Origin of the sequence: Litchfieldella rifensis (assembly GCF_042646605.1) — a bacterium.
Taxonomy (GTDB): domain Bacteria; phylum Pseudomonadota; class Gammaproteobacteria; order Pseudomonadales; family Halomonadaceae; genus Litchfieldella; species Litchfieldella rifensis.
This window is the reverse complement of sequence record NZ_JBHRUG010000031.1, coordinates 30,905-42,737: the sequence shown is the minus strand read 5'-3', so window position 1 is coordinate 42,737 and position 11,833 is coordinate 30,905. Positions and strand designations below refer to the sequence as shown.

Sequence of the window (11,833 nt, the reverse complement as noted above, 5' to 3'; positions counted from 1 at the left end):
TCACCGCGCAGAAGGCGGTCCATGACGCAGGCGCCGTATCAACGCCCACAGGCTCCTGCCACTGACCATGCCCAGCACATAGATCACCACCAACAACAACGCCAGTGGCAATGACAGGCTCCAGGTCAGGAAGTTGACCTCCACCACGCGGATGTTCTGCACGAACAGGATCACCACGACCAACGCAATGACGGCCTTCAGAACCAGATATACCTTATCCATTGTCTCGCTCTCCCTACCGTAACCAACCGGTGTCTGACACTAACCCCTCAAAACAGGTTGAAAGCGATCACTGCGAAGGTCGTGAACGTCAGTGCGAAAGCCACCAGGGCCATCAACCCGTCACTGGCAATCAAGGCCAGGCCGAAGAGCGTCAATGCCAAGCCGGCGCCATTGGCCGAAAACGGGATCACTTCCATCGGCGGCATGGCCAGGGCGATCAATACACAGCACAAGGCGATAACCAACACCCCGGCGTCCCCGACCAAGCGGGTCAGCCTGGGCCGCAACAAGCGGTCGACGTAGCGGGCCGGCGAATACAACCAGTTCATGCCTTTGTCCAGGGCGGTGCGCGACACCGAGCGTTCGAGTAGCCAGGCAGGCAGCCAGAAATGCTCGCGTCGCCACAATAATTGCCCGGCAACCAGCAACACCATGCAGGCCATCAGTGTCGGCATCCCCGGGATATCGCCGATAACGGGGGCCAAGGTGACAAGCCCGGCGACCAGCAGCAAGGGGCCGAACGACCGGCGCCCCACCGCATCGAGGATCTCGCCCAGCGTTACGCGATCGCGGCCAAGTTCGGCATGCTCGATGCATTCGAGAAGCTGGACCAGGCTGACGGGACGATCGTGCTCGCTCACGACACGACACCTCCCTACTGCGACCGAACGTGCAGCTTGGCGCGGATGAAATCCCGGTGGCTGACATACAGCAAATCGGCCAGGCGCCGAATGCGATGTTCTTCCAGCGGGTCCAGGTCGTCATCGGCATAGGCCAGTTCCCACATCAAGCGCACCAGCTCCGCCCGGTCGTCATAGCCGTAGTGTTCCTTGATCAGGCTGACGAACTGGTAGTGATCGACGGCCGCTTCGACCTCCTGTTCCGCCAGGTCCATCAACTCCTGCACCGCCTCCTCGCTCAGATGATAGCGATGCGACAGCATGTCCTTGAGCGCTGCAAGCTCAGCGTCGCCGGTGTGATAATCGGCACGGATCACCTCACACAGCAAGGCTGCCGTGGCCAACTCCAAGGTCAAGGTGCGATCGGGCGTGGTAGTGGGGTCGGCCAGGGTCTGGTGGAAGAATTGCTGTATGGCATCGAGCATCGTCAGCGGTCTCCTTGAGCATTTATCAGTATCCGACACTGGTCCGGGACAGGCGGTTCACCAGCCCGTGATTGACACGCCTCGCGATGGCGGGCGACCCAGCGGCCAACTGCTGTGCGATTTGAAAGTGAGAGATCAAGACCATATACAGGTAAAGAGAGCCTGAACAGGCTGTCGTATCCACCCTCGTCGGGTGGCTACCAACATTCCTGGAGGGACGACACATGAACGACCGCCAGACAGCCACCGTCGCCACGACGCTGACCTACATGGTCAAGGGCCACGGCAAACCCTATGTGCATACCGAGGCCTTGACCGGCGCCGGTGAGCCGCATTACTTCGCCGAGATGAGGGAGCACGAGGTCACGATACAAGACGGCCGTCCATTGGCAGGCACTCTTTCCCTGGACAAGCAGGGCTTCGAGTTGCATCAGCACGACACGGCGGTCGCCGATCTCTACGACGATGCGGCGGTCGAGCGCGACTATTACGCCGAGGTCGAAGCCTTGATCAAGGAAGCCACCGGCGCGACTCGGGTCGTCATCTTCGACCACACCCGTCGCACCGATGCCGAGCAACGCAATATCCGTGGCCCTGCCAGCCGCGCGCACAACGACTATACCGAGCACTCCGGCCCGGAACGTATCCGCGACGTGCTGGGCGAGGAGCAGGCCACGGCGCTGGCGGATGTTCCGGTAGCCCAGATCAATCTCTGGCGTCCGATCCATGGACCGGTCAAGCGCTCCCCGCTGGCACTGCTGGATGCCTCGTCACTCGATCCGAGCGACCTGCTCGCCACCGATCTGGTCTATCCGCAGCGAGTCGGGGAAATCTATCATCTGGCCTATCACCCCCGGCAATGCTGGTACTACTTCCCGGACATGCGTCGTGAAGAGGCATTGCTGATCAAGGGCTACGATTCCCGTCGCGACGGTCGCGCCCGCTTTACGCCACATACCGCTTTTCAGGACCCGACCACACCGCCGGATGCGCCACCGCGCGAGAGCATCGAGGTCCGCACCCTGGCCTTCTTCGGCTAGGTGCCCGTGCCCCGTCCCTCAGGCACCGGCCCCCCAGTGGTGCCGGCGTTCCTGAGGGGTGACCTTATCGATGACCACTTCCGGGTGGTGGCGATGAATGGCCGAATAGATCTCGCGCTCACGGTCATTGGGGACGTCCACCATCATCAGAAAGGCCCCGTTGTTGATATCGCGCTCGAACTTGTCGACTTTCACATCGTGCACCGATACCCCGACCATGGTGCTGGTCCAGATACCGAACAGCCCCCCGAATACCCCCATGCCAACGGTCAGCGAAACGATACCCAAGCCGCCGGTTTCATCGCCGAGGATGAAGTACACGAGCATTCCCAATACGCCACCCAGAGGAACGCCATATTTGAGACCACGCATCGCCGCATTGACGACATCCGAGGTCTGCCGGAGCGTCGCGTTGTTGACACCCCGTTCTTCCAGGTGCTTCCAGTCCCTCCCCATGACATGAACTTCGTCCTTGGTCAGGTTCAGATCACTCAATTCGTGAGCGATATTGACGGTCGTATCCAGATCAGGGGTCAGGAAGTACAAGCGTTTCATGTTACGCCCTCCTATCACGAAGCGGGCGCAGCTGCACTACAAGGCACACGACCTACCCTGTGCAACATCTCCTTCTCTCGTTTCTCGTCTTGTAATGTCGCGACATCCTCGTAACCCGCTTGTTGAGGTACTCCCTAATAAGGTTGTCGATATTCGCTATGTCAGCAAGTACCGATTGCCCCTGGGCCTCGGCAGGGTCATTCCTGGCGTCGCTTGATCTGATCGCGAAGCTGCGTCGGGACCTTCTTGATGATCAACCGATCACGCTCCTCGTCATACTCGACGCCTGACCCCAGCAGGTGCGAGTCGAAACTGATCGAGACACCGCCGGCACGACCGGCGAAGCGCCGGAACTGGTTCAGGGTCCGCTTGTCCGGCGGGATCTCGGGGGACAGACCGTAATCCTGATGCCGGATATAGTCGTAGAAGGCCTTCGGCTGTTGCTCATCGACCAGTTCGGACAGTTCATCCAGGGTAATCGGCTCTCCACGACGCGCCTGGTCGCTGGCGTACTCGATTAGCGCATCGGTTTTCTCGCGGGTCTGCTCCTCGGCCAGATCCTCGCTCTCGACGTAATCGCTGAAGGCCTTCAACAAGGTCCGTGTTTCACTCGTAGCGTCGACTCCCTCCTGGCATCCCAGCCATTCACCAAAGCGCTCGGCCAGCTGCTTGCCGCCGCGGTCCTTGATAAAGGAAAGGTACTGCTGGGAAGGCGTGTCGCTTTTCCATTGTGTCAGGTTGATACGCGCCGCCAACGTCAGTTGACCCAGGTTCAACTGTGGTGCCGCTACCGCCTCCAACGCGTCACTGATGCCGACACCATGGCGCTGGTGCAGCAGCGCCATGGTCAAGTACTGAACGTCGCCCTGCTGATAATGGGCGAACAACAGGTACCCACCCACCGACAACTGGTCATCGATCAGCGCCGTGAAACCTTCCGCGGCTCGGTGTGAAAAGGTCACGAAGTCGCTCTCGTTCTCTACATAGGCCATCAACCAGCCAGCGAAAGGGACGGACCCGGTCTCTGCGAAATGCCCCCAGGCCTTGGGCTTGGTGTTGTAACGATCATTGACGGTGGTCAGCAAACTGTCCATGGCATCCGAGTCGGCAGGCTCGGCTTCGGCCAGTTGCAATGCCGCCGGCTGTTCGTCGGACGGCTTGTCGATACGATGAACGATGCTGTGCAGAATCGGCATGAACGCCTCTAGGCTCGGACGAAAAAATGGCAACGAGGCCGCGAGGCGTCATGGTAACGGATTTCTCGTGCCCAAGGCGGGCACAATCCTGCTAAGGCTTGATCCGGTAGCCGGTCCTGAAGATCCAACTGACCACCGCCAGGCTCAACGCCAGAAACAGCAGGATCATGGCCAGGCTGGCGATCAGGCTCACATCGCTGATGCCGTAGAAGCTCCAGCGGAAGCCACTGACCAGATATACCACCGGGTTGAACAGCGTCACGCCTTGCCAGAATGGTGGCAGCATGTCGATGGAGTAGAAGCTGCCGCCAAGGAAGGTCAGTGGGGTGATGACCAACAGCGGCACCAATTGCAGCTTCTCGAAGCCGTCCGCCCAGATGCCGATGATGAAGCCCAGCAGGCTGAAGGTCACCGCGGTGAGCACCAGGAACAGCAGCATCCAGAATGGATGGGCGATCTGGAGTGGCACGAAGAAGCCCGCCGTGGCCAGGATGATCAGGCCCAGCAGGATCGACTTGGTCGCCGCGGCACCGACATAACCCAGTACGATCTCGAACGACGACACGGGCGCCGACAGCAGCTCATAGATCGTGCCGCTGAACTTGGGAAAGAAGATGCCGAAAGACGCGTTGGACACGCTCTGGGTCAGCAGCATCAGCATGATCAACCCCGGCACGATGAAGGCCCCGTAGCTGACGCCTTCGATCTCGGTGATCCGCGAACCGATCGCTGCGCCGAAGACCACGAAATACAACGAGGTCGAGATCACCGGCGATACGATGCTCTGCAACAGCGTGCGCGCGGTACGGGCCATTTCGAAGGTATAGATCGCACGAACCGAATAGAGATTCATTGGCGCTCCCTCACCAGACTGACGAAGATTTCCTCCAGCGAGCTCTGCTTGGTGTGGAGGTCCTTGAAGCGAATGCCCGCCGCATCGAGATCACCCAGCAAGGCGGTGATCCCCGACGCATCGTCACCACCCTCGCAGTCGACGACGCGGCTGGCATCATAGTGATAGATCAACTCCTTGCCGTCGGCCGCCAGCTCCAGGTCGTAGGCTGCCAGCGACTCGGGTATCGTCTCGAGTGGCTGCTGAAGGTGCAGCGTCAACTGCTTGCTGCCGAGCTTGCGCATCAGTTCCTGTTTCTCTTCCACCAGAATGATCTCGCCCTTGCTGATCACCCCGATGCGGTCGGCCATCTCCTCCGCCTCTTCGATATAGTGGGTGGTGAGGATGATGGTCACGCCACTGTCGCGCAGGCCCCGCACCACCTCCCACATCTCGCGCCGCAGCTCCACATCCACGCCGGCGGTGGGCTCGTCGAGAAACAGGATCCGGGGTTCATGGGACAGGGCCTTGGCGATCAGCACGCGACGTTTCATGCCGCCCGAAAGCGTGATCAGCTTATTGTTGCGCTTGTCCCACAGTGCCAACGACTTGAGCACTCGCTCGATATGGTCGGGATTGGGTGGCTTGCCGAACAGGCCGCGGCTGAAACTGACGGTTGCCCATACGGTTTCGAAGGCCTCGTTGGTCAATTCCTGAGGCACCAGGCCGATACGCGAGCGCGCTTCCCGATAGTCGCGCACGATATCGAAGCCATCCGCCAGCACCCGCCCCTGACTGGCGTTGACCAATCCACAGATGATGCTGATCAGGGTCGTCTTGCCGGCACCGTTGGGACCCAGCAGCGCAAAGATCTCGCCGCGGCGGATCTCCAGGTCGACATCCTTGAGCGCATGAAAGCCGGAGGCATAGGTCTTGGAAAGGTTCTCCACCGACACGATCGGTGGCGCCACCTCCCGCCCGGTGTCGCGCTCGGCGCGTCGGAGGGGAGCTTCGAGATTGCTGGTCATCGCTTCTTGATCCCTGAAGGTTGTTCAACGAAGATCCTTAGCGTAAAACCTAAGGTTAAGTTGAGGTCAAGTGAAGGTACGAAGATGGCTAGAGTTGCACCAAGTTGTCTCCATAAGGAGCTCAGTGTAGGCGAAGTGGCAAAGCGCAGTGGCCTCGCCGTATCGGCGATTCACTTCTACGAGGCCAAGGGGTTGATCAAGAGTCGCCGCAATGCCGGCAATCAACGACGCTATCCCCGCGATGTACTGCGTCGTGTGGCCGTCATCAAGGTCGCACAGCGCACCGGTATCCCCCTGGCCTCGATCCGCGAGGCACTGCGCACGCTGCCTGACGAGCGCACCCCGACCACCGATGACTGGAGCCAGCTATCGGCCCAGTGGAAGGCGGAACTGGATGACCGGATCGCCCGGTTGACCAAGCTACGCGACCAGCTCAGCGGTTGTATCGGCTGCGGCTGCCTGTCGCTGGACGACTGCCCGCTGCGCAACCCCTGGGACGAGCTGTCCGAAGAGGGGCCGGGGCCGCGACTGCTGGACCCGGAGTGACTCCGCCTGGCTAAAGTTTACTCGGCCAGACGCGCCCGCCCAATGGTATTGGCATCGGTGCCGAACCAGAAGCTCCGGCTCTCGGCATCGAAGACCATGTGGCGTACCGTGCCTCCCCCACTGGGGATGTCGACTGGCTCGCTGAAGGTCTCGGTCTCGGGGTCGAAGCCCACGAAGCGGTTGGGTTGCACCCCGGTTTCCACGAACCACGGCCGCCCTCGATCGTCCGCGGCCATCGCATACGGCTTGGAATCGGCAGCCGCCGGTGCCCGCCACTCATCGACCTCCCCGTTGTCGGGATCGTAGCGTCCCAGGTAACCACCGGCATAATCCACGTACCAGACGCTACCATCCGAGGTCACCGCCAGACGCCTGGGGCGCGCCTCGGCACGTGGCAGCTCGATCTCCTCGATCTTTCCGCGGGTCACTGTCGCCAGCTTGTGGGTACCCAGCAGGGCTGACCAGGGACGATCGTCGGTACCCACGATCATCGCATAGGGATACGCGCCCCGGGTGGGCACATCGTATAGGGTCACCTGCCGGTTGCCGGCGTCCAGAAAGCCAAGCTGGTTGGCTCTGGGCAGGGTAAACCAGATATCGCCCTGTCGGGTAAAATCCATGCTGTGCGCATCCCCGGGCGCCGGTAGCATGATCTTTTCGATCTCTTCGCTACTGGGATCCAATCGCCCGATATGCTGCGCACGGTTACCGGCATACCAGACACCACGGTGATCGGCGATGACGGTATGCGGGCCGGTCCCCGTCTCGAGGTCATAGCGCTGGAAGTCACCGCTGCCGGGATCGAGAGCCGCCACATAGTCGCCCTGCTGGCCAACGAACCAGACCCGCTCCGGGCTCGAGACCCATGGATCCCGCGGGCGCGACGCCTTCCAGGGTACGCGCCATTCGGTGATCTCGAGCTCACCCCACGAGTCCGCTTGCGAGTTTTCGGGCATGGCCAACAGCCCACCGACCATCAGCACCATCGCCAAAGAAGCAATGCCTTTCATCACGACCTCCCGTACCGCGATCAAGCCACGCTGTTGCTGCCATGGCCCGAGAATGCACGGCAGCGATCGCTATTCGAGCCGGATTTCACCGTCGAACTCGACCCGCAGGTTGAGTCCCTCGACTTCCAGGGTCATCACCGCGGGAAAAGACTCCGTCCCATCGATGTCCCCCTCGTCGATGGCCCTGTCCACGGCTTGCTCGATTTCGCGCTGAGAACTGACACCGACCTGCTTCAGGAACTTGCGGATACTGAGGTTGAAGGTTTCTTCGTTCATCGTTGGTCCTCCTCCCACGACTCACCAATAAGCGTAACCGACTCACCGTAAGCGTAGTCGAGAGCGCCACGGGACGAGCGCCGCTCAGAACGTCGCCTCAAAACGTAGAGAGGCCTGAGGCTTCCATGATCCGATACTGCCAGTAGCGCAGGCGCGAGTCGTCGGCAAACACCGCGTAATCCACGCTGGAATGCCGTCTGTCGCGATTGTGCCAGTGACCTTCGAAAAAGCGCCCGGCATCCTCGATAGCCGAGTGGCGACGATCGGCGAGCAGGCGCACGCTGGTTTCCAGATTGAGATCGTCCAGGTTGCGGCGCGTATAATTGGCTGAGCCGAGGATCAGCTCCGACTCGCCGCTGGCGGCGGTTTTCAGCAACAGCTTGCTATGGCACTGCTCGCCCTGGGTATCGCACCAGCGTACCGGGATACCGGCCTGATGCAGTTCGTGGGCGACTTGTCGGTTGGGAATGCCGTTTTTCTCCAGCCCGAAAGCATCCTTGTTTGGGTCGAGCAGGAGCCGGATCGAGACCCCGCGCCGGTGCGCTGCCATCACGGCCTCTACCAGTGGCCGATGGGCGAAATAGAACACCGCGATGTCCAGGCGGTCTCCCGCCTTCGTGCTCGCCACGGCCGCCAGCAATGCATCGCGGATCTTGCTTTCCGTCAGGACCTGCAGGAGCGCTCGTTCCTCGTCGCTGGCCGGCGCCACCATGCCCGGCATGGCATCGGGTTGGGGAAAGTCGATGCCGGCGCCGGACATGGCCGCCACGGCACGCTCGGTGCCCAACAGATCCAACGCCGTCGGCCCCGCGAAACGCAGCGCCACATTGCCATGCCGGCTGCTCGCATCATGTGGATTGGCGGAAGTGACAAGTCCTACCCACCTTTTCCCGTGGTCCACCACCAGCGTCTTGCGGTGGTTGGCATTGAAATTCAACAGGTTCAGATAACTTCGCAGCGTGACCTTGCCCGGCCCCAGCGCATTGGGCAGCCAGCCGCCATTGCTGTTATTGCCCAACCAGCGGCAACACAGGTGCCAAAGCCCCGACCAGGCCGGGTTGGACGCCCGCTGCTGGGTCAGATCGGTCAGGATCACGCTCACCCCGGCCTCGCGAAGCGCCTGGAAATGCTCGAGCTCGAGACCGCCGTAGAGAGTATTGAGCGGATCGCTGATGACCACCGCGGTCAGATCGGGGCGCTCCTGCTTGCGGCGGATCAACGCCCCGGCGAGTTCCCCGGAAAGCGGCCGAAAATCGTCGCCCTCCGCGGCGCCAGCGAAGTCATTGAACAAAAACATGTCGATCACCACCAGGCGTTCGGCCTGTCCGACCAGCGCCAGGACTTCATCGAAGATTGCCTGGTCGAATCGGCGCGCCCCCGTGTCGTCGCGGTAGGTTCCGTCGACGAGAAAGGCGATATCGCCGGCCTCGCGTAACGGGGTGGCCACGCTCAATCCCGGTGGCAGCGGCTTGAATGCCTGATAGGCCGCCATGCCCAGATAGGCAGCGAACCCCATGGCCAGCAATGACCCTATCCACACGTCCCACCTCTGACTGGCTGGTGATGTATCGCGAATCCCTTTCACTTCTCCCTCCTTGGAAAATGCTCGACCGGTTCTTGTGTAGCAGACATCAACGAAGATCTGGCTCCAGCACCCCGGAAGCGGCGACCGCGGCCCCCACCGCTGCCAGTAACGCTTCCGATTGCGGCGTCGACAGGCTGCCGCGGGCACAGGCCACGATGATCACCCGGCGCGCGGCGGCTCCTCGTCCCCGCTCGGCGATGCCGGCATCGCAGGCACGACGATGTTGTGTCCCTGTCTTGTGCGCCAGCCCCACATCGGATGGCAGCCCCGCCTTTAGCCGCGCCTCGCCGGTGGTGGTTCGGCGCATCGTCGCGAGAAGATAAGCCGTGGCGTCGGCCGATAATGCCCGCCCTTCGACCAGCGCCTCGAGCAGCCGGCCGTAGGCACTCAACCAGCCGGCATTGAGATGCGAGGTATAGTAGGCGGCGAAGGCACTATCCAGATCCTCGATTTGCAACTCCTCCCGGCGGAGTCCCAACAATTCGCGGAAGGTCTCCACCCGCTGCCGATCATCGGCGGCCTTCTGCAAGGTGATGAAATCCATGCCGTCGAGCTCGAAGGCACGAGGGTGCAGATGGCGGTAGACGTGGTGGCGCACATCGATCAGCGTGGAAATGGGGCCGAGGCCTTCCGGCACCAGCGCCTGGACAAGGCGGTTGATCTCCACGAGGCCGACATGGCGCATCAGCATGTCGGCAGCGGTGTTGTCGCTGGCGGTCAGCATCTGCTCGAGCAGAAAGTCGATGCGCAACTCGCTTCCCGGTGGCTGCCAGTTGGTATCGCCGGCGCCATCCACATAGTCGGCCACTTCCAGGCGCAGCGTCGAATCCAGCGCCAGTTCTCCCCGCTCGACCTCGCGCAGTACCGCGATGGCCACTGGTACCTTGATCAATGACGCCAGGTACCACACCTCGTCGCCGCGAAAGGACAGCGTCTCGCCGCTGTGCATATCCTTGACGTAAACGCCCAGTTCCCCGGGATGATCGGCTGCCAACGCCTCCAAGCGCTGACGCAGGGCTTCACGCCACCCTGGGGAAGACGGCGAAGACGTGGCAGTGGCCACCATGGGCAGGATCAACCCCACCACCAGCGCCGCCACGCGCCATGGCCTCGCCATCATGAACGAACCCGTATCCAAGCGGTCAGCCCGACCCACAGCCCCGTGGCCAGGATCAATGCCAGGCTGAATCCCAGTACCTGCGGGTAGCTGAAGACCTGCCAATATCCAAGCAAGTAGCGCATGACCAGAAAGATCACCACGATATGGAAGACGAATGCCTTGAGCGCATCCGACCCGACCAGGGTGACCGGACGCAGCCAGGCCGCCAGGCGTTCGCCGCCAAGCAGCACCGTGGCCAATATCAGCAGCGCCCCACCGACACTGAACAGCATGAACATCGGCGCCGGCGGATGTTTGCCGACATTACTCGCCACCGCCTCCAGTTGCTCCTCGAGAGAGGGCAACGCCAGGACCAGGAAGACCAATAGCGAGGCGCCACCAGCGAACGCCAGCCACGCGACCAACCGCTGTCGCGCCTCGGGCTGTCGATAGCAACGCAAGACCCACTCACCGATCAGCAAGCCCACCAGCACCAGCGGCCCGCGGCTCAACTGGCCCCAGGTGTAGTGGTCTTCATGCTCGATCAGGATCGCCTGCAGCGGTTCATTGTCGCCGAAAGGGCCATAACGGCCCACCAGGTAGGCCACCAACGCCATCAATAGTGGGCTGGCCAGACGCAGCCACAGTGGGGCACGCTTCCACAGCGGCAGAACGAATGGCACCCACAGCAAGGCGATGGCGTAGAAACCGAGGATCTCCACCCAGATCGGGAAACGCCGATACAGCAGCGTATCGACGATATCCTGGGGCTCGTAGACCGGCAGCATCTCGACGATGGTCAACAGCTTGTACCAGAACAACACCACCAGCGCCCGCAGCAGCAGTTTCCGCCGTCGCCGAGGCCAGCCCTCCGTCTCGGTATAGGGCAGGAAGGCCACTGCCAGGGCGATGCCGAACACCATGATGAACAACGATGACGAGAACTTGGTGATCAGATGAATCGGCACCATGCCCCAGTCGGGAACCTGGCGAATGCCCAGCAGGCCGGATACGCCATGGCTCAGGATCATCAAGGCAATGGCAATCCCCCGGGCCAGATCGATGGCCTCGATTCGCCCTCCTCCGGTTGGCAAGTGGGGCCGAGCCCTCAGGGTCGTCAGAAGTAGGCCACCACGTCCCGCCTGAAGCTCTGCCATGCCATGTCATCCCTGCCTTGCCCCGTCCCTTCCACTGTGGCGGGAAATAGGGCTCCTCGATCCAGAGATTATGCCTAGAGAGGATTGTGGGTACCATCGCTCGATGGTTTTGCGAGAATTCCCGTACCAGCGTAGCCGAGTCAAAAGAGATAAAGGGTCGACGGACGCCATGGAGGATTCCG

The 11,833-nt window shown here is 61.6% G+C and carries 14 protein-coding genes; 2 read left to right on the top strand and 12 right to left on the bottom strand.

Going from position 1 to position 11,833, the window contains the following annotated elements; translation table 11 throughout:
• Genes ACFOEV_RS15880 through ACFOEV_RS15870 form a run of 3 tightly spaced genes read right to left on the bottom strand, consistent with a single transcriptional unit; the run spans position 1 to position 1,327 of the window.
• Positions 1-222 (bottom strand): DUF1049 domain-containing protein, encoded by a 222-nt coding sequence (locus ACFOEV_RS15880; protein WP_386775683.1) that lies wholly within the window; start codon positions 220-222, stop codon positions 1-3.
• A gap of 47 nt (positions 223-269) precedes the next feature.
• A complete protein-coding gene (locus ACFOEV_RS15875; protein ID WP_386775681.1) occupies positions 270-863 on the bottom strand; it encodes an exopolysaccharide biosynthesis protein in 594 nt (197 codons plus the stop codon).
• A 14-nt stretch (positions 864-877) separates the two neighbouring features.
• Positions 878-1,327: a tellurite resistance TerB family protein gene (locus ACFOEV_RS15870; RefSeq protein ID WP_386775679.1), complete on the bottom strand. Its 450-nt coding sequence runs from the start codon at positions 1,325-1,327 to the stop codon at positions 878-880.
• 224 nt (positions 1,328-1,551) lie between these two features.
• On the opposite strand from ACFOEV_RS15870, the gene ACFOEV_RS15865 reads away from it, so the two are divergent.
• Positions 1,552-2,367 (top strand): CmcJ/NvfI family oxidoreductase, encoded by an 816-nt coding sequence (locus ACFOEV_RS15865; RefSeq protein ID WP_386775677.1) that lies wholly within the window; start codon positions 1,552-1,554, stop codon positions 2,365-2,367.
• A gap of 18 nt (positions 2,368-2,385) precedes the next feature.
• Here ACFOEV_RS15865 and ACFOEV_RS15860 read toward each other — a convergent pair whose 3' ends face one another.
• The 4 genes from ACFOEV_RS15860 to ACFOEV_RS15845 all read right to left on the bottom strand — a co-directional run bounded on the left by ACFOEV_RS15860 (position 2,386) and on the right by ACFOEV_RS15845 (position 5,978).
• Complete coding sequence (locus ACFOEV_RS15860) at positions 2,386-2,922, bottom strand: DUF1269 domain-containing protein (RefSeq protein ID WP_386775675.1); 537 nt, start codon at positions 2,920-2,922, stop codon at positions 2,386-2,388.
• Positions 2,923-3,119: 197 nt separating this feature from the next.
• Complete coding sequence (gene yejK / locus ACFOEV_RS15855) at positions 3,120-4,118, bottom strand: nucleoid-associated protein YejK (protein WP_386775673.1); 999 nt, start codon at positions 4,116-4,118, stop codon at positions 3,120-3,122.
• Positions 4,119-4,209: 91 nt separating this feature from the next.
• A complete protein-coding gene (locus tag ACFOEV_RS15850; RefSeq protein ID WP_386775671.1) occupies positions 4,210-4,971 on the bottom strand; it encodes an ABC transporter permease in 762 nt (253 codons plus the stop codon).
• Positions 4,968-5,978, bottom strand: a complete 1,011-nt coding sequence (locus tag ACFOEV_RS15845; protein ID WP_386775669.1) for an ABC transporter ATP-binding protein — start codon at positions 5,976-5,978, stop codon at positions 4,968-4,970. Before ACFOEV_RS15845 ends, ACFOEV_RS15850 begins: the two co-directional genes overlap by 4 nt.
• A gap of 84 nt (positions 5,979-6,062) precedes the next feature.
• On the opposite strand from ACFOEV_RS15845, the gene soxR reads away from it, so the two are divergent.
• Entirely contained in the window at positions 6,063-6,524 is a 462-nt protein-coding gene (soxR, locus tag ACFOEV_RS15840) for a redox-sensitive transcriptional activator SoxR (RefSeq protein WP_386775667.1), read from the top strand.
• Positions 6,525-6,541: 17 nt separating this feature from the next.
• Here soxR and ACFOEV_RS15835 read toward each other — a convergent pair whose 3' ends face one another.
• The 5 genes from ACFOEV_RS15835 to ACFOEV_RS15815 form a co-directional block, all read right to left on the bottom strand.
• Positions 6,542-7,534, bottom strand: coding sequence for a Vgb family protein (locus ACFOEV_RS15835; protein ID WP_386775665.1), 993 nt, complete (start codon positions 7,532-7,534; stop codon positions 6,542-6,544).
• A gap of 69 nt (positions 7,535-7,603) precedes the next feature.
• Positions 7,604-7,810, bottom strand: coding sequence for a DUF6494 family protein (locus tag ACFOEV_RS15830; protein ID WP_386775663.1), 207 nt, complete (start codon positions 7,808-7,810; stop codon positions 7,604-7,606).
• A 97-nt stretch (positions 7,811-7,907) separates the two neighbouring features.
• Entirely contained in the window at positions 7,908-9,350 is a 1,443-nt protein-coding gene (locus tag ACFOEV_RS15825; protein ID WP_386775661.1) for a phospholipase D family protein, read from the bottom strand.
• 91 nt (positions 9,351-9,441) lie between these two features.
• Positions 9,442-10,515 (bottom strand): serine hydrolase, encoded by a 1,074-nt coding sequence (locus ACFOEV_RS15820; protein WP_386775659.1) that lies wholly within the window; start codon positions 10,513-10,515, stop codon positions 9,442-9,444.
• Positions 10,512-11,651 carry an acyltransferase family protein gene (locus ACFOEV_RS15815; protein ID WP_386775657.1) on the bottom strand — a complete coding sequence of 380 codons (1,140 nt, stop codon included), beginning with the start codon at positions 11,649-11,651 and terminating at the stop codon, positions 10,512-10,514. The genes ACFOEV_RS15820 and ACFOEV_RS15815 overlap by 4 nt, the downstream gene beginning before the upstream one ends.
• Positions 11,652-11,833 lie beyond the last annotated feature (182 nt).

What these genes read in the sequence shown, in the direction of transcription:
- ACFOEV_RS15815 (WP_386775657.1), bottom strand. Translation starts at nt 11,651, where the DNA reads ATGGCAGAGCTTCAGGCGGGACGTGGTGGCCTACTTCTGACGACCCTG.
- ACFOEV_RS15860 (WP_386775675.1), bottom strand. Translation starts at nt 2,922, where the DNA reads ATGAAACGCTTGTACTTCCTGACCCCTGATCTGGATACGACCGTCAAT.
- ACFOEV_RS15850 (WP_386775671.1), bottom strand. Translation starts at nt 4,971, where the DNA reads ATGAATCTCTATTCGGTTCGTGCGATCTATACCTTCGAAATGGCCCGT.
- ACFOEV_RS15820 (WP_386775659.1), bottom strand. Translation starts at nt 10,515, where the DNA reads ATGATGGCGAGGCCATGGCGCGTGGCGGCGCTGGTGGTGGGGTTGATC.
- ACFOEV_RS15880 (WP_386775683.1), bottom strand. Translation starts at nt 222, where the DNA reads ATGGATAAGGTATATCTGGTTCTGAAGGCCGTCATTGCGTTGGTCGTG.
- ACFOEV_RS15870 (WP_386775679.1), bottom strand. Translation starts at nt 1,327, where the DNA reads ATGCTCGATGCCATACAGCAATTCTTCCACCAGACCCTGGCCGACCCC.
- ACFOEV_RS15845 (WP_386775669.1), bottom strand. Translation starts at nt 5,978, where the DNA reads ATGACCAGCAATCTCGAAGCTCCCCTCCGACGCGCCGAGCGCGACACC.
- soxR (WP_386775667.1), top strand. Translation starts at nt 6,063, where the DNA reads ATGGCTAGAGTTGCACCAAGTTGTCTCCATAAGGAGCTCAGTGTAGGC.
- ACFOEV_RS15865 (WP_386775677.1), top strand. Translation starts at nt 1,552, where the DNA reads ATGAACGACCGCCAGACAGCCACCGTCGCCACGACGCTGACCTACATG.
- ACFOEV_RS15830 (WP_386775663.1), bottom strand. Translation starts at nt 7,810, where the DNA reads ATGAACGAAGAAACCTTCAACCTCAGTATCCGCAAGTTCCTGAAGCAG.
- ACFOEV_RS15835 (WP_386775665.1), bottom strand. Translation starts at nt 7,534, where the DNA reads ATGAAAGGCATTGCTTCTTTGGCGATGGTGCTGATGGTCGGTGGGCTG.
- yejK (WP_386775673.1), bottom strand. Translation starts at nt 4,118, where the DNA reads ATGCCGATTCTGCACAGCATCGTTCATCGTATCGACAAGCCGTCCGAC.